This window comes from Litoribrevibacter euphylliae, assembly GCF_042646085.1.
In the GTDB taxonomy this organism is placed as follows: Bacteria; Pseudomonadota; Gammaproteobacteria; order Pseudomonadales; family Litoribrevibacteraceae; genus Litoribrevibacter; species Litoribrevibacter euphylliae.
On sequence record NZ_JBHRSZ010000004.1, the window covers coordinates 978,975 to 996,690 of the forward strand.

Sequence of the window (17,716 nt, forward strand, 5' to 3'; positions counted from 1 at the left end):
CCATGTCTTTAAAAGGATTTGCAAAACGCTCAGGGGCTGCACTTAAGTCCCGCTGGGTTGTCACAACCATAGGTCTTCTTGCTCTAGCTATTTTACTGTGGTTCGGAGGGCCGTTGATTGCTATTGCGGGTGTTGAACCCTTGGCTAGCCCAGTAGTTCGATTGCTCGTTATTCTGATTATTGCTGTTGGCTGGGGAATCAGTAATGTTCTGACTCAAGCTCGTCAAAAAAGTCAAAACAAAGAGGCCGTCGATAGCCTTTTAAATGGCGATGAAGACCAGCAGCAAGATGTGATTGCTCAGCGTGATATTGAGATACTCCGTAAGAGGATGCAGCAAGCCTTAGAGATTTTAAAGAGTTCAAAATTCAGTAAAGGCCGGGATATCAATCAATTACCTTGGTACATGTTGATTGGGCCTCCTGGATCTGGAAAAACGACGGCGTTACATAATTCGGGGCTCGAATTTCCGCTTCAAGAGTCGATGGGGGTAGATTCTATCGAGGGCATTGGCGGGACGCGTCAGTGTGATTGGTGGTTCACCAATAAAGCAGTATTGATTGATACGGCAGGTCGCTATACCACCCAAGATAGCCATGCCACACAAGACTCCCAGGCTTGGCAAGGTTTTCTTGGGTTATTAAGAAAATATCGACCTCAACGTCCGATTAATGGTGTGTTGATGTTCGTCAGTATGGCTGATTTGTTGGCACAAACGCGTACAGAACGAACCATTCATGCCAGAGCCATCAAGCAAAGAATACAGGAACTACAAAACCAATTAGGCATGATGTTTCCTGTCTATGTCGTGTTTACCAAAGCAGATCTTATCGCAGGGTTTAGTGAGTTCTTCGACGACTTGTCAAAAGAAGAAATGGAGCAGGTTTGGGGGATGACCTTTGAGTTAGACGCCGAAGACCCTGAAAAAGGAGTAGTAGCTCAGTTTAATAAAGAATTTCACTCAATTGTTCGCCGTTTGAATCAGCGATTGAACTCAAGATTACAGTTCGAACACGATCTTGAACGTAGAACTCTTATTTATGAGTTTCCAAAACAACTTCGTTTACTGCAGTCAGCCGCGGATGACTTTTTGAAGGAGATATTTTCTCCGAACGCCTTTGAGCAATCTCCTATGTTGCGGGGTGTTTATATTGCCAGTGCCACTCAAGAAGGGGTTCCTATTGATCGGGTGATGACTCAACTTGGTAGCAACTTTGGCTTAACCGAGCCGCCACTACGTAGGCAAACAGGCGAGGGCAAAGGCTATTTTATCAAGCGACTTCTTGAGGATGTGGTTTTTCCAGAAAGAAACTTGGCATCCGTAAACCAGTATCATGAGAAGAAAAATCGTTGGATACGTCACGGAGCACTAGCAATAACTACTATTGCCTCTTTGGTATTGTCGGGCTTTTGGCTTTCCAGTTATCAATGGAATAAGGCACTAACAGATGAAAGTGCTTCCGCCATTGCTCAGTATAAAGAAGTGACAGGCGGAGAATTAAGCGAGGAAAACGATATTGTTTCACTGGCTACGGCGCTAACTATCTTGCGGGATATGCCTGCTGGTTTTTCGCAGCATCTGCCAGAAGATGGCCCAAAGAATATGGGGCTATATCAAGGAGAGAAGTTAGGGCAACCTGCCAGTGCCGCTTATACGCGTGCGCTTCATGGCTATTTTACGCACTATCTGGTCAATGCACTTAAGACTGAAATGGTGGTTAATTCTGATCATAGAGACTACCTATACGAAACGCTTAAATCGTATTTGATGCTTTTTCAGCCTCAACATTTTAACTCCGAGCAGGTGCGTTCATGGTTTGCTCTCTATTTTGAAAGAAAACTTCCGGGAGACATAAATCAGGATATCAGGCAGGAGCTGTCTGAGCATTTAGGCAATCTATTACAGCAAGGAATGAGTGCTCGTATTGATCATCAATCAGTTGCCGATGCGAGAAAACTGCTAATGACAACACCTCTTGCAGAGCGTGCCTACCAGAGGCTTAGAAGAGAGTTTCTCCAGAGTCACATTCCTGATTTTCGTTTAAATGATGTGCTTGGTACGGACAGCCTCAATGTCATTAGACGAAAAAGTGGAGCTCCCCTGCATGAAGGTATTTCAGGGTTGTACACTTACAAGGGGTTTCATGGAATCTTTCTGGTTGAAAATGAACGCATCATTAAACGCTTGATGGAAGACAGCTGGGTATACGGTGATGACCTTAATTTCATCAATGAAGAAGGGGCAAACGATTTAGAAGAACAAGTACAAGATAAATACCTTCGTGATTATGTTTATTCTTGGCAGAACTTCTTAAACGATATTGAAATTCGACCAATTACTAGTGTTGATCAAGGTCTTTACATCACTAAAACGCTGGCAGGTCCTGAGCAGCCGATTCAAAGTATTTTCTCTGCTGCGAAAGATAATATGCAATTAACCAAGCTACCACTGTCAGAAAATGCTCAGGCTGTTTCAGGGCTGGCGGAGAATGCTGCGGATCTTGCACTGTCTCAGAAAAAATCTCGCTTGAGTCGAATGCTTCCTGATGAATTACCAAATGTATCAATAGACTTACCCGGAAAAGCAGTTGAAAACACCTTTAGAGATTATCTGAAAGTTAATCCAGAGCAGTTGACAGAAATTTCAGCGGCCATGCGTAAGTTGTATTTATACATTGAGGAATTATCGGCTCCTGGTGCAATGCCAAGCCAAGCATATATTCATCAATTAAACAGCAAGAAAGGGGATCAACTGAAAACTGAGTTGCGTCGTCTAAAGAACGATTTACCTGATCCTTTCTCATACTGGTTGTCTGATCTATCCAGTCAAACAACACGTATCTTTGCTCAAGGCACGAAAGAGCATATTAATGAAGCATGGGAAACTATAGTCCTGTCTGAATATCTACGAGCGATCAAAGGGAAATATCCTCTAAATAAGAGAAGCTCAAAAGAAGTTAAGTTGAAAGACTTTGAGAAGTTCTTTGGCTATGGCGGGACTATGGATAAGTTCTTCAATGACTATCTGGCCCGCTTCGTAAATACACGTAAATCGCCATGGACCTTTAAACGTAATATTGGACTGGATTCTAAGGTATTGGATACCTTTCAGCGAGCGGAAAAGATTCGAAAAGCATTCTTTGAACCAGGAAGCCGTAGCTTAAAAGTAGAGTTTGGTTTGAAGCCTGTCTTCTTGGATCGCAATGTTTCTCATTTTATGTTTGAAGTAGACGGGCAAGAGCTTTCATATCGACATGGCCCAACAAGAACTAAGCAGTTTATCTGGCCTGGAGAGGGTGAGCAGCTTCAAACGAGGATGATCTTTACTCCTCCAAACGGTGGGTTACCTGTAAACACTACCTTGGATGGAGCCTGGTCATGGTTCCGCTTGTTGGATGATATAACTGAGACCAGACCAGAAACTAAGAAAGATAAGATTCTGCATCTGGCATCTCAAGGAAATACGGCCCGTATTAAGTTATTGCCTAACAGCGTAATTAGTCCCTTCTGGAATCCTGAACTGGAGAGATTTAGATGTCCGATGGCTCTTTAAATGATGGGCTCGGAATATGTGGGAAAATTCCGAGCCGAGGTGATTTTCTGGCTCAAGGTTTACCGATAGGTTTCGTTGATAGCTGGAACGAGTGGCTTCAAGCGGTTCTTGCGGTCAGCAAAGAACAACTAGGAAGTGACTGGCTTGATTGCTATCTCACTAGCCCAATCTGGCACTTTGCGTTATCGAGTCGTGTATGTGGAGATTCGGCTATGGCGGGAACCTTGATCCCAAGTATTGATCAGGTTGGTCGGCATTATCCGTTCGCGATAGTGAAAGAGGTTGAAAGCACACCTCTACAAACCTGGTCTGATTCTCAATGGACGGAAGCCATTGAACCGAAAATTTTGGAAACCTTGGAAGACCACTTTCATTTAGAGTCTTGGATTCATGAACTTGCTAAAGAGCAAATTCCTTGGCCAGAATCTTCAAAGATGACGGCACAGATTGCCTCTAAAGAGAGGACGGCTAAAGGAGTAATTCTGGAAGCATTGGACGACACTGATCTGAATGTTCAAGGGCTCTTGCATCAAAGTTACTGCGATCAATTTGGTCGTTATTGTCTCTGGTGGACGCAAGGCTCTGAGGAAGTGGCGCCTTGTATGTTGGTCACTAATGGCTTACCTCAAGTTAGTCAGTTCAGCGGGATGTTGGATGGTAATTGGGAGCAATGGGGTTGGCAAAGAAAGCAAATTATTTGTTAGAAAGAGCTTCTGACTAGGTGTTGCTTAATAAGAATAGGGATGTGAAGACGTAATGCAGGTTGTTTCTCATGCTCAAACTCATGTGGGCTTGATTCGTAAAGTAAATGAAGATGCGTGTTTGGAATTGCCTGAATACGGGATTTGGGCCGTTGCGGATGGAATGGGTGGCCATTCAGCGGGTGATATAGCAAGTCGCTGGGTATTAGACGCAGTAAAAGCTGCTGTTCAGGGCGGAGCTCATAAAGCGATCACCAAAGAATTGCTTGTATCGACAATTGAGGAGGCCAACGCCTCTCTTCAGCGTTATAGCCAGCAGCATTTAGACGGAAATACCGCAGGGACTACAGTCGTAGTTTTATTTCTTCAACAGTCAAAATTTCATTTGTTGTGGGTGGGTGACAGTCGAGGCTATCTATATCGAAATGAGCGTCTTAAACAGACCACAAGGGACCATAGCCAGGTTACTGAAATGGTTGAACAGGGCTTGCTATCAGAGGATGAAGCTGAACACCATGAGTGCGCGAATGTTATTACACGAGCTATTGGTGTTGAATCAGAAGTTGATGTCGATGTAATTAGTGGCGAGTGCCAGCTTAATGATGTGTTTCTGCTTTGCACTGATGGGTTAAATAAAGAAATTCCGGACTCGGAAATTCAAGAATATCTTAGAAATTCAGACGTTATAGAGTCCAGTATGGCACTGTTACATTCGTCGTTAGTTTCAGGGGCAAGGGATAATGTCACTCATATCGTAATTAAGATAAAAGGATTAGAAAAGGTGGAATTAGCCGACAATCAAATTGAGAAGACCATCCCAGTTTTACATAAAATGTCATAGCTTGAGTATGTCTCGATTGTAGTTTGAATTCATTTACTTAAGATCGGCCAAAGATTGCAGGAAGCAATATTTGTTTTGATTAGGTGGTTGTAATGGATTACAGCGAAGTACTAGATATTAATACTCTGATTGCCCCAATTTCTGAGGCTTCTCCGGTTGGTGAAGATCCAAGAGCTGATATATCACCAACTTCTCGTTATTTTACTCTCAAAGATTTCCGTAATCAGGCTCGTGCGAATGAACGTGCTGCGTTAGTGGATGAAGATCTTGTCGGTTCACTGGCCAATGATTGGCGTCCTATACTTGATCAAGTCCCAGATGCTCTTGTGAGTGAAGGGAAAGACTTGGAATATGTAGCCTGGTTAATTGAGGCCTTGTGTCGACTGGAAGGTTTCTCTGGTTTGGCTGTTGGTTTTAAACTCGCTCGTGAACTTATTCAATCGTACTGGGGCGATTTGTACCCTTTGCCGGACGAAGACGGTTTGGACACCAGAATAGCACCTCTCATAGGACTCAATGGCTACGACGGTGAAGGATCTCTAATAACCCCGATTCTAAGTATTCCTATTACTTCACCAAATGGCAGTGAAGTTTATGCTACCTGGCAATTTAATCGTGCATCAGAAATCGCTCGCATGGATGAAGACAAGCAACGACAAAAGAGCGAGTCAGGTATTGCGAGTTTGTCTGATATTGAAGACGCTGTTAAAGCGAGTCCTGCCAGTTTCTATGTGGCTCTAATGTCTGAGCTTCAAAACGCGATTAATGAATTTCAATTGCTTTCAGATGCTATGGACTCGGCCATGGGAGGAGAGCCTCAGCCTACCAGTATGATCAGTAAGAGTCTGGCGAAATGTGAAGAGGCGATTCGTTACTTGGCGGGTGATCTTATCGATCAGGCACTGTCAGAAACCAATGATGCCTCGGCTGATTTAGACTCAGAGAGCAGTCTCACAGAGGACAGCGAATCTGCTCTTCTTCAAGCTAAGAAATTAGAAACCAGAGAGCATGCTGTGAATATGCTAAAAGAGGTTTCTGAGTTCTTCAGAAGAACAGAGCCTCATTCCCCAATGCCTTATGCAATTGATCAAGTGATTCGTTGGAGCGATCTTGAACTTCCTGAATTACTGCAGGAATTGATTGAAGATGGCGGAGCAAGAAACAATTATTTTCGTTTAACCGGAATTCCGGTTGGTGACTAATGATGAGTGAATTTCCTTATCTATAAGGATTTAGGACAAATTGAAAGGAGATCAATATGGAAAGTATTCATAACACGTTATCTCGGGTTCGTAAGCCGAGAGTTCACATTACCTATGATGTAGAAACTGAAGGCGCGTCTGTTAAAAAAGAGTTGCCTTTCGTTGTTGGCGTTATGGGGGATTTTGCAGGGCAAAATACAGAGGCGCTTAAACCTCTTAAAGAGCGTCGCTTTGTACAAATTGACCGAGACAATTTTGATGATGTTTTAAAACGCATGAATCCAAAGTTGTCATTCAAAGTTAACAATAAGCTGACTGACGATGGCAGCGAGTTTGCGGTCGATTTGGAATTCAAATCAATGAAGGATTTCGAACCAGCAGCTGTTGTGAGACAGATTGAGCCACTGGATAAGTTGATGGCAACTCGTAACAAGTTACGCGACTTAATGACAAAAGTGGATCGTTCAGAAGATTTAGAAAATATTTTGGAACGTGTTCTTAATAATACCGGTGATTTACAGCAACTGGCAGACGAGTTGAGTGTAGAGGAGAAGTAAGATGAGCACGGAAGCAGTAGCAGATACATTAGATGCATCAACAGAAGAAGCGGGCTCTTTGTTGGAACAAGCCATTGGAGCAACGAAGCAAACCGAAAGTACTCGCGCTGAAGAACTGTTGCGAACCCTGACTGAAGAAGCGTTGAGCGGTACCGTATCTTGGAATAAAAACCTTTCAGTTACTTTCAATGATGCCATCAGTCGAATTGATCAGCTGATTTCTACTCAATTAGCGGAAATCATGCATTCTGAAGAATTTCAAAAGCTTGAAGGCAGCTGGCGTGGTCTTAATCACCTTGTAATGAATTCTGAGACCAATGCATCCCTTAAGATTCGTATGATTAGCTTAAGTAAGAAAGAACTACATAAGGATCTTAGTAAAGCGGTTGAGTTTGACCAAAGTCAGATATTCAAAAAGGTATACGAATCTGAGTTTGGTACGCCAGGTGGAGAGCCTTATGGCACATTGATCGGCGATTATGAATTTACCAACCACCCAGAAGACATTGAGACCTTGACCAATATGTCTAATGTTGCAGCTTCTGGCTTCTGCCCATTCATTTCTGCCTCTTCTCCAGCTCTGTTTGGTTTTGATGATTGGACTGAGCTTTCCAAACCTCGTGATTTGGAAAAGGTGTTTGAATCTCTTGAATACACTAAGTGGCGTTCTTTCCGTGAAAGTGATGACTCGCGATTCGTTACATTAACCATGCCACGAGTATTAGCACGTCTGCCTTATGGACAAGCTACCAGTCCAGTTGAAGAGTTTGGATTTGAAGAGTTTGAAGTTGATGAGAAAACCCAATTCTCTAAAACAGCGAATCACTCAGATTACTGCTGGATGAATGCCTCATACGTTATGGGTGCTCGCATGACAGAAGCGTATAGCAAATATGGTTTTTGTACTGCTATTCGTGGTGCAGAGGGTGGTGGTCGCGTTGATAACTTGCCTAGCCATATCTTTACCAGTGATGATGGTGACCCGGATCTGAAATGTCCAACTGAAATTGGTATTACCGATCGAAGAGAGGCAGAGTTAGGAAAGTTAGGTTTCTTACCGCTTTGTCACTATAAGAATACCGATTATGCCGTGTTCTTTGGTGCTCAGACAACACAAAAGCCTAAGCAGTACGACACGCCAGAAGCCACTGCAAACGCTGCCATTTCTTCTCGTCTTCCATACATTATGGCGACAAGTCGTTTTGCTCATTATTTGAAAGTAATGGCTCGTGACAAGATTGGTAGTTTCATGGAAGCCGAAGATGTTGAAGCATGGTTGAATCGTTGGATTCTAAGCTATGTAAACGCGTCTGAAGGCGGTGGCCAAGAAATTCGAGCAAAATATCCTTTAGCGGATGCAAAGGTTCAAGTTAAAGAAATTCCAGGTGCACCGGGCTCGTACAATGCTGTTGCATGGCTTCGTCCGTGGTTGCAGATGGAAGAACTTACAACCTCACTACGTTTAGTCGCTAAAATTCCTGAAATTGGCGGTTAATCATTAGAGTAAATGAGTCAGTAAATTCTGGCTCATTTTCTCCAAGTTTTCATGCAGTCAACACCAAGTATATTTGTGTGATTGATTGCTTCGTCTTCAGTAACTCACGGATTGAGTTTGAATACGGCATTTTACTTCTTAGCTGAAGTCAACGTAAGACAAGGATAAGTCTGTAGTAATGTTAAATGCTCTTAATTTTGTTGATCAGAGTGTATTTGAGCGCGAAGGCGAAGGTAAGGCTTCGGCTAATCATCGTGATACCTCTCGATATAGCAACATAACAAAGTTAGACCGATTTTTAGGTGAGCAACATTCAGTTCGATCTTTACTCTATTGGCTGGATTATGTGGAGTTTGATAACGACTCTCGTTCCAAAGACCAAATTCTGTCTGTTCTTTCTCGTGCGATTTCAGATATAGACCGCTTATTGAATGAGCAAGTGAACGACATTATTCATAGAACTGAGTTTCAGAAGCTTGAAGCCAGTTGGCGTGGGCTTTTGTACCTATCCGAGCAAACGGAAGCCCATGATCGTGAACAAAAGGTAAAGTTGAAGCTGCTTCCACTGTCGTGGAATGAACTTACACGAGATATTAGTCGTGCTATTGAGTTTGATCAGAGTGAGTTTTTTAAACTGATCTATGGCAGCGAGTTTGATACTGCAGGTGGTGAGCCGTTTGGGGTTCTAATTGGTGACTATCAGGTCTCTCACAGACCGAGAACAGGGAACTCTAACAGTGACATTGATATCCTGAAAGATATTGCGAGATCCTCTGCCGCGGCGTTTGCCCCTTTTGTAACGTCAGCACATCCGTCGTTATTTGGTGTTGACCACTTTTCAGAGTTAGGTGTAGTCACAGATATTACAAGCCACTTTAAACAGGTTGAATATCTTAAGTGGCGTTCTTTAAGAGCAATGGAAGACTCTAAGTTTTTGGGTATTACAGTCCCGCAAGTATTAATGAGATCACCTTATAAAGACGACGGCTTGAGGAAAGATCTTTTCCGCTTCAATGAGAAGATTCGCTCGGCTGAGAAAGATTATTTATGGGGTAACTCTGCATATGCATTTGCTTCTGTTCTTGTTCGGGCTTTTTCGGAATCCGGTTGGTTTGGACAAATCAGAGGGCTTAAAGCAGGCCAATATAATCATGGCATTGTGACTGATTTGCCTGGTTGCCAATATGAAACGTCTAAATATCAGAAATTTGTTAAACCCTCGGTGAATGTTCTTGTAGGAGAGAGGTTGGAATCAGAGCTCTCAGAGAATGGGTTTATACCCTTGTCTTCCATTCCATACTCAGAGCATTCTGCTTTCTTCAGTAACGCATCTGTTCGATTACCACCCCTCTTTGATAAAGCCGTAGCCAATGTAAATTCAAAACTGTCATCAATGCTTCAGTACATATTATGTGTTTCTCGGTTTGCCCACTACATCAAAGTGATTGGTCGAGACAAGGTGGGGAGTTTTCAATCAGCTGATTCTTGTCAGCGAGAGCTACAAGGGTGGCTTCATGGTTATACAACGGCATCTGATAGTGCCTCTGAAGAGGTAAGAGCCCGATATCCTCTGCACGAAGGGCAAATTCAAGTAAAAGAAATGAGAGGTCAGCCAGGAAGGTATTTCTCCATTATTCGCTTACAGCCTCATTTTCAATTAGATCAAATGGCGACCAGCATCAAGCTGGTAACGGAACTAACGCCAAAGCACCAGTCAACATTTTAAGGAACGATTATGACGAACGTAAAAGAACTCATTCAACAGGGTGAACTGACAAAAGCGTGTGAAATTCTAGGGCAAGAGCTTAAAGACGATCCTCTCAGTACTGAAAAAAGAGCGCTTTATGTTGAGTTACTTTGCGTCTCCGGTGAGCTAGAGAAGGCTGACAATCAACTGGACATGATGGTTCGTCAAAACCCTGATTTTCTGATCGGAGCAGTAAACTTGCGACAGTTAATTCGCGCTATGCAATCTCGAATTGATTTCTATAACGGCGCGGATACCGCTTCAATCTTTTTTGAAGCGGATACAGAGCTTCAAACCCTATTAGAACTGCGTTTGGCATTAAAAGAAGAACGTTTCGATGATGCTCAGAGTATTGCTCATAAACTAGAGCATGCTCGTAAGAAAACACCAGTTCAGATTAATGATGAGCAGTACGCAGATGTTCGTGATTTAGATGACAGCTTGTGCGGCTATATCGAACTTTTTGGAACAGATGGAAAGTATTACGTCACCAACTTCTCGAATATTGATTATTTAGAAATAAAAGCCCCTGAATCTCTGATTGAAACTGTATTAAGACGCGTTGAAGTGTCCATCAAGGACGGGCCAAGTGGCGAGGCATTTTTGCCTGTTATATATGCAGAGAGTGCTACGCCTATGGAGTTGTTAGGCCGTGAGACGGATTGGGCTGAACGTTCTGAGCAGCTGTTCACAGGTGTAGGTCAAAAAATGTGGTTAGTCGGAGAGCAAGCTTTGGCGATTACAGACATATCATCATTCGCTTGTGGTGACCTTGCTGAAGCTCAAGATAAAGAGCCAGAAGCTGTTTAGTCCATGAAGTTGAAGTACGCCAAAGGATTAAGTCTTGAATACTAAGCAGCCATTGCAAATGTCGATTCTGGATCGATTAATGGATGACTCACCTGGAATTGCTGACTCACCAAGAATGCGACAGGGCGCGGACATTAAACAAGTTCGACAAAGTGTACGTCGCGATTTGGAGAATTTGTTGAATTCGAAAGTTCAATGGCACGTATGGCCGGATTCATATTCGGAGTTGGATAAGAGCCTTTTGAATTATGGCTTACCAGACTTCTCCAGCATGGCCATGGATTCATTAGACGGTAGACAAGCATTATGTAAGCGAATCGAATACACAATAAGACTGTTCGAGCCACGATTTGTTGATGTGAGTATATCCCTTATTGATGAAGAGCAACCTTTAGATCGAGTACTGAGGGTTCGTATTGAGGCTTTGCTTTACGCTGATCCATACCCTGAAACTATTACGTTTGATTCTGAGATTGAGCCCGTGAATTTGGGGCTAAAAGTAAGAGATTCTCTCCTATGAATGAAGAATTTTTGAAGTACTACAATCGAGAGCTTACATACATTCGTAGAATGGGTGCTGAGTTCGCAGATGCTTATCCTAAGATAGCAGGTAGATTAAAAATTAGTGATGAGACCATTGAAGATCCACACGTATCAAGATTGGTTGAATCGTTTTCATTTCTTACGGCACAGATTCGTCAAAAACTCGATGATAGCTTTCCTGAATTAACGGATGCATTAATTGGACAGCTTTATCCTGATTACCAGGCTCCTATTCCATCAATGTCAATCGTTAAAATGACGACTCAAAATCTGTCGACTGATGGTTTCTTTATGAAAAAGGGGAGTCAAATTAATACACAGGTTGCGGGCTTTAAACCTTGTAGCTTTGAAACCTGTTATGACACTAAATTATGGCCTGTTGAAGTTACTCGCGCTGAGTTTAAGAATGCTCCGTTTAATGCCCCTAAACCTCCGCTGACTGTGCCAGCCAAAGCACTCATCAAGTTGAACCTTGATTGTGAGTTTGAAAATACTGAATTTGGTGAGCTTGGAATTGATTCATTGCGTTTCTATATCAATGGTCAAAAGCATCATGTTTACCCTCTATACGAATTAATCTGCCGCCATACCGTCCAAATAGGCTTTGCTCCAAAGGGTGAACCTGAAAAAGTTAAGTTTTTACTACCTAGGCATTTAAAAACTGTTGGTTTTGATGATGCTCATCAAGTCGTTCCTTATTCGAATCGAAGCTTAGCTGGATACCGTCTACTTGTAGAGCAGTTCATTTTCCCTGAAAAATTTTTATTCTTTGAATTGGCGGACTTAAACCCTGAATGGAGAGACATAAAAGATGGGCTTGAGCTTTATCTTTATCTTGCAGAAGGTTCTGAAGAGTTAGAACGTCACGTAACCTCTGAGAGTCTTTTATTAGGCTGCACTCCAATCATTAACTTATTTACTCAGAGCCTTGAGCCTGTTCGTCTTGAAGCCTCTCAATATGAATACCGGTTGGTTCCTCAATATCAGGACGAAGAGGTCAATGAAATCATTTCAGTGAATGATGTTGATGCTTTCGACGCTTATGGTAACAAAACTAATCTACCTCCGTTCTATGCGCAGGGACATCCTAATTATCTTGGACAGAACGAGTTGTTCTGGCATACACGTAGAGAGTTTTCAGATTGGGCCGGCGGGTATTCAGAAGCAGGAACCGAAGTTTATCTCTCAATAGTTGATCGAAAGTTCAAAGGCTCCAGTGGCAATGATCATGATAGCAATACGGTCATTCAGGTGAATGCTTTATGTAGCAATCGCAACCTACCAGCGCATCTCCCTTTTGGCGGTGGAGAGCCTCAGATGGGAGTTAAAGAACACGCGGACTTAATTAAAGAGGTTCGTTGTTTAACCGCACCTACCAATACTATTAGACCGTCATTGCACGAGAACACTCGATGGCAGTTAGTGAGTCATTTAAGTCTGAATCACTTTACAGGCCCTGATGCGTCAGAAAAATTGAAAGAAACTCTTCGACTGTATGATTTTAAGTGTTCACCAGAAAATAAAGCACTAATAGATGGTATCTCTAGAGTGACGATTACACCTGGGACTGCGAGAGTTAACCAGCAAGGTCGGGTTGCAATCTGTAGCGGCAGTGAGATAGAAATTGAGTTTTCGGAATCCGCATTCGTGGGCAGCGGGATCTACTTTTTCTCAAATATCCTAGATGGTTTCTTTTCTCAGTATGCAGCCATTAATAGCTATACACGCTTGACCGTAAAATTCAGAGATCAAGAACGACCTTACCATACATGGAAGGCTCGGGTCGGTCAGAGGGTGTTGGTGTGAGTGTTGAGCAGTTAATAGACTCGCCGGGCGACTATGATTTTTATCAGGCGGTTTATCTGGTAGAGCAACAATTATCGGCTGAAGATAAAGCGTGGCTATCCGTAGGTAAGGATAGTTTTCCAAACAAAGAGCTGATTCGTTTCAAAAGCGATCAACATATTGGTTTTCCAGGCCGTCCGATTACAAAGGCCGAAACAAGACACCAGAGTGATGGAAAAACTGCGTTGGACATGCATGTGAGCTTTATGGGGCTCACAGGATCTAGTGGTGTCCTTCCTATGCATTACAGTGAACTTATCCTGCAGTGTATAAAAAATAGAGACACTGCGATGCGGGATTTCTTTGATCTCTTTAACCATCGTCTGATTTCTTTAAGTTACCGCGCTTGGAAGAAATACCGTATCGCTTGCCATCTAGAGCAAGGTGATGAGTCAAGTTCTGGTAGCGAGGGCCTTGGTGATGCCTTCAGTCGTTCGTTGGCTGCTTTGACCGGGGCAGAAAATGCTTTAGGCATTTATTACGGTGGTTTTTTCAACAAAGTGAATCGTTCGTCCGAAGGATTGCGTCAGTTGTTAACTGATTATCTTGGCTGTCGGGTAGAAATTCATGAGTTGGAAGGTCGTTGGGTAACCTTGGCAAAGCAAGATCAGACTAAACTGCCTTCAAGCTCCGAATGGGAAGGCCAATACTGCAGACTAGGGTGTGAAGCGACCTTAGGTTCAAAGGTATGGGATATATCTTCTGCAATAAAAGTTGTTGTTTTTCCTGAAGGGGAGAAACAAGTGCAACAACTATTGCCAGGTTCAGAGTTACGAAAGCAGTTGATGATGCTGTTAGATAATTACGTCAATGATGGCGTAAAGGTAAAACTACAGATCACTTCAAAGTTGGATTATTTACCAACAACAAAATTAGGAAAAAATAATTCCTCATTAGGGCAGACCGCTCGTTTAGATGTACCTCTAAACAAACGGACAAATCTTAATCAAGAGTATGCCTCTATTTAGATATCAAATTGAATGGACTCAGTTAGCGAAAGGACGCAGTAATGACAACCGTAACACTTAAAAGCCTTGTTAACAGGTTAAACCCTCAATGTCGAAATGCATTGGAAGCAGCGACTGCTTTGTGCCAATCCCGAAGTCACTTCACTGTTGAAATCGACCATTGGTTGTCCGCCATGCTTGATCAAGACATGGGTGACATTAAAATCATTTGTGGCTTTTTTGGTATTAATCCCGATGAATTAAACTCAGAAATTCAAACGGCTCTAGAAAAGCAAAAATCGGGAAATAACTCTTTACCAAGCATTTCTATCCAATTAACTAGCCTACTAAAGCAAGCTTGGTTGGATACGAGTATTCAGTTTGGGGATAATCAGATCCGGTCTGCGTACATTCTGTATACTCTGCTAAATGATGAAACCCTATCAGTGTGGGTTGCACGCAGTTCTAAGCAACTGAGCAGAATTGATGCTGAACAGCTTCTTCAGGCTTGGCCAAATTTACAGAAAGACTCTCAAGAAGCGAGTTCTGCTTCAGTCGAAAGCACCCCATCTATAAATTCAGGTTCAGCGGCACTGGATCAATTCACTATTGACCTAACGGAGCAGGCTAGAGCAGGAAAAATTGATCCAATCCTAGGAAGAGATAATGAGATTCGTCAAATGGCGGATATCTTAACTCGACGCAGACAGAATAATCCTATTCTGACTGGTGAAGCAGGTGTTGGTAAAACTGCCGTTGTAGAAGGTTTAGCTTTGAGAATCGCTCAGAGCGATGTACCTGAGAAACTTAAAAATGTTTCTATCCGAGTTTTGGATTTAGCGCTTCTTCAAGCCGGTGCAGGCATGAAAGGGGAGTTTGAAAATCGCTTAAAGCAAGTCATTAAAGAAGTGTCTAATTCTCCGGTTCCAATCATTTTATTCATTGATGAAGCTCATACTATGATTGGAAGTGGCGGTCAGGCTGGTCAAAATGACGCCGCTAATCTTTTGAAACCGGCTCTGGCTAGAGGCGAACTTAGAACAATCGCTGCCACTACTTGGGCCGAATATAAGAAATATTTTGAAAAAGACGCCGCGCTAACAAGACGTTTTCAGGTTGTGAAAGTAGAAGAGCCAAGCCCTGAAAAAGCGGTAGTCATGATGCGTGGGTTGCTACCAGTAATGGAGCAACATCATACCGTTTCTATTTCCGATCAGGCGCTACATGCTGCTGTTACTTTGTCTGACCGTTATATCAATGGTCGACAACTCCCAGATAAAGCTGTTGGTTTGCTGGATACTGCGTGTGCAAGGGTTGCAATGAGCCAGGATGCAACGCCAGCTCAAGTTGAGAATAAGCAGCGCCGACAGGCTCAAATTACTTCCGAGATTGAGGTTCTTCAGAGAGAGCAAAAAATTGGTGAAGACCATAGCGACTCCCTCGACCTTCTTCAACAGGAGTTAACTGCCGTAGAGTCAGAGTTAGAAACCCTAAAACAACGCTGGGAAGATGAGAAATCGCTAGTAGAAGAGGCACAGTCAATTGTGTCAGAGATTTCTAGTGATGCAGAGTTGGCTGTGGAAGTAGTAGACGATAAGAAAGCTCGACTGAAAGAAATTCGAGATACATTGTCAAATCAAACCGATCCTATGGTGCATTGGCAAGTCACTGACACCTTGGTTGCAGAAGTTGTCTCTGACTGGACAGGAATTCCATTAGGTCGAATGCAGGCCGATGAAATAGAGACCATCCTTTCGCTTCAGTCTCATCTTGAAGAACGTGTGATTGGTCAGAAACATGCGCTTGAGCTTATTTCTAAAACAGTCCAGACCTCACGAGCTCATTTAAGTGATGAGAATCGCCCCAATGGTATTTTCTTGCTTACTGGTCCAAGTGGCGTAGGGAAAACCGAAACCGCATTAGCCTTAGCTGAACAAGTCTATGGCAGTGAAGATAATGTCACTGTCATCAACATGTCTGAATTCAAAGAAGAGCATAAGGTCTCGCTCCTGTTGGGCTCGCCTCCTGGTTATGTTGGTTATGGCGAAGGAGGAGTGCTGACAGAGGCGGTTCGTCGTAAGCCTTACAGTGTGGTTTTATTGGATGAGATGGAAAAAGCCCATCCAGGCGTTCAAGATATTTTCTATCAAGTCTTTGATAAAGGAATGATTAAAGACGGCGAAGGCCGTGATATCGACTTCTGTAACACCACGATTATTATGACGTCCAACGTGGGTACAGACACCACCATGCGCTTGTGTGAGGACCCAGAAACAGCACCGTCTCCAGTCGGTCTTGGGAAAGCCCTTAAAGACGATTTACTGGCTGTGTTCAAACCGGCATTTCTAGGTAGGCTTAATGTCATTCCTTACCTCCCTCTAAATGAAGAAGAATTATCTTCCATCGCGAAACTACAGCTGAATAAAGTCGTAAAGCGTCTGAAAAACAACTATCAAGCAAACTTTACTTATGATGAAACTGTTGTATGTAGCATTGTTGAACAATGTACGGATGTTGATTCAGGGGCTCGTGTGATTCATAACATTTTGCAGAATCAAATCTTGCCAGAGCTCTCTCTTAAGATACTAGGAAGAATGGCTGATAAAACTCCACTAACTTCGGTTCAACTTGCTGTAGAAGAAGGAAAATTTGTGGTTGAGCTCACATAAGTAACTTTTCAATCACTTTTCGTTATTGCGTACTAAAAAGGGGTTTATATACTCCGAGAGCATCAAAGACATAGCAAGCTTTACGGAAGTGAAATAACACGGAAGCAAAAAATAAACAAGCTTGCTTTAATGAATGATCTAAATATTTAATTTGTTTATTTTTCAAAGGTTTATTGAACGGATTTCAACGCCTACTTTAAGTTGTAGTAGGTTTAAACCAGGTCGGAATTGACCAAAATTTATGCACAAGGAGCATAGCATGCAATCTAATACGTACTTGAATTATGAAGGTATTAAAGGTGAAACGACTGCGGAAGAGTTCAAGGATATGATTACTCTTCTTTCCATGGATTGGGGGTCAAGCCGTGAGCTTTCATCATTCACTGGTACTGCCCAGGATCGTGAAGCAAGTTCAACTCGTCTTAGTGATATCGTTATTACTAAGCTTCAGGACAAAGCTTCTCCAGATCTATTCAAAGAAGCAACTATTGGTAAAGGTAAGAGCGCTGTTTTTCACATCACTAAGCAAGGTGACAAGATCGAAGAAATCATGAAGATTGAGTTATCTGACGCGATGGTGAGCAGCTATCAAATGTCTGTTCAAGGCGATCGTCCAATCGAAACTATTACTATCAGCTACACCGAGCTGATGATGACTGTTACTCCAACAGATGACAAAAACAATGTTTCTGCTCCGTTGGTATACGGTTACAGCGGTGTTAAAGGTCAGCAAATGTAAGCTTGTTGCTGATTTGTCTGGCGTCATCATGGCGCCAGATTTCATTTCCTTGATCGATTTTATTAAGCG

At 42.7% G+C, this 17,716-nt stretch carries 13 protein-coding genes; all 13 read left to right on the forward strand.

Going from position 1 to position 17,716, the window contains the following annotated elements; translation table 11 throughout:
* Positions 1 to 2 precede the first annotated feature (2 nt).
* Positions 3 to 3,551 carry a type VI secretion system membrane subunit TssM gene (gene tssM / locus ACFOEK_RS11985; protein WP_386721093.1) on the forward strand — a complete coding sequence of 1,183 codons (3,549 nt, stop codon included), beginning with the start codon at positions 3 to 5 and terminating at the stop codon, positions 3,549 to 3,551.
* Positions 3,533 to 4,255 carry a type VI secretion system-associated protein TagF gene (tagF, locus tag ACFOEK_RS11990; protein ID WP_386721096.1) on the forward strand — a complete coding sequence of 241 codons (723 nt, stop codon included), beginning with the start codon at positions 3,533 to 3,535 and terminating at the stop codon, positions 4,253 to 4,255. Before tssM ends, tagF begins: the two co-directional genes overlap by 19 nt.
* Before the next feature lie 52 nt (positions 4,256 to 4,307).
* Positions 4,308 to 5,093 (forward strand): PP2C family protein-serine/threonine phosphatase, encoded by a 786-nt coding sequence (locus ACFOEK_RS11995; protein WP_386721099.1) that lies wholly within the window; start codon positions 4,308 to 4,310, stop codon positions 5,091 to 5,093.
* Positions 5,094 to 5,185: 92 nt separating this feature from the next.
* On the forward strand, positions 5,186 to 6,295 hold the full coding sequence (gene tssA, locus ACFOEK_RS12000; protein WP_386721102.1) for a type VI secretion system protein TssA: 1,110 nt from the start codon (positions 5,186 to 5,188) through the stop codon (positions 6,293 to 6,295).
* A gap of 56 nt (positions 6,296 to 6,351) precedes the next feature.
* The gene (gene tssB, locus ACFOEK_RS12005; RefSeq protein ID WP_386721105.1) at positions 6,352 to 6,852 is read left to right on the forward strand and encodes a type VI secretion system contractile sheath small subunit; all 501 of its coding nucleotides are present in this window, start codon (positions 6,352 to 6,354) and stop codon (positions 6,850 to 6,852) included.
* 1 nt (position 6,853) lies between these two features.
* Complete coding sequence (tssC, locus tag ACFOEK_RS12010) at positions 6,854 to 8,347, forward strand: type VI secretion system contractile sheath large subunit (protein WP_386721108.1); 1,494 nt, start codon at positions 6,854 to 6,856, stop codon at positions 8,345 to 8,347.
* Between the two features lie 178 nt (positions 8,348 to 8,525).
* Complete coding sequence (gene tssC / locus ACFOEK_RS12015) at positions 8,526 to 10,073, forward strand: type VI secretion system contractile sheath large subunit (RefSeq protein ID WP_386721111.1); 1,548 nt, start codon at positions 8,526 to 8,528, stop codon at positions 10,071 to 10,073.
* Between the two features lie 9 nt (positions 10,074 to 10,082).
* Positions 10,083 to 10,904: a type VI secretion system accessory protein TagJ gene (locus ACFOEK_RS12020; RefSeq protein ID WP_386721114.1), complete on the forward strand. Its 822-nt coding sequence runs from the start codon at positions 10,083 to 10,085 to the stop codon at positions 10,902 to 10,904.
* 34 nt (positions 10,905 to 10,938) lie between these two features.
* Positions 10,939 to 11,424: a type VI secretion system baseplate subunit TssE gene (gene tssE, locus ACFOEK_RS12025; RefSeq protein ID WP_386721117.1), complete on the forward strand. Its 486-nt coding sequence runs from the start codon at positions 10,939 to 10,941 to the stop codon at positions 11,422 to 11,424.
* Positions 11,421 to 13,253, forward strand: coding sequence for a type VI secretion system baseplate subunit TssF (gene tssF / locus ACFOEK_RS12030; protein ID WP_386721120.1), 1,833 nt, complete (start codon positions 11,421 to 11,423; stop codon positions 13,251 to 13,253). Before tssE ends, tssF begins: the two co-directional genes overlap by 4 nt.
* The gene (gene tssG / locus ACFOEK_RS12035; RefSeq protein WP_386721123.1) at positions 13,250 to 14,260 is read left to right on the forward strand and encodes a type VI secretion system baseplate subunit TssG; all 1,011 of its coding nucleotides are present in this window, start codon (positions 13,250 to 13,252) and stop codon (positions 14,258 to 14,260) included. Before tssF ends, tssG begins: the two co-directional genes overlap by 4 nt.
* 41 nt (positions 14,261 to 14,301) lie before the next feature.
* Positions 14,302 to 16,908: a type VI secretion system ATPase TssH gene (gene tssH, locus ACFOEK_RS12040; RefSeq protein WP_386721126.1), complete on the forward strand. Its 2,607-nt coding sequence runs from the start codon at positions 14,302 to 14,304 to the stop codon at positions 16,906 to 16,908.
* 259 nt (positions 16,909 to 17,167) lie between these two features.
* Positions 17,168 to 17,647: an Hcp family type VI secretion system effector gene (locus tag ACFOEK_RS12045; RefSeq protein WP_386721129.1), complete on the forward strand. Its 480-nt coding sequence runs from the start codon at positions 17,168 to 17,170 to the stop codon at positions 17,645 to 17,647.
* Positions 17,648 to 17,716: the final 69 nt, after the last annotated feature.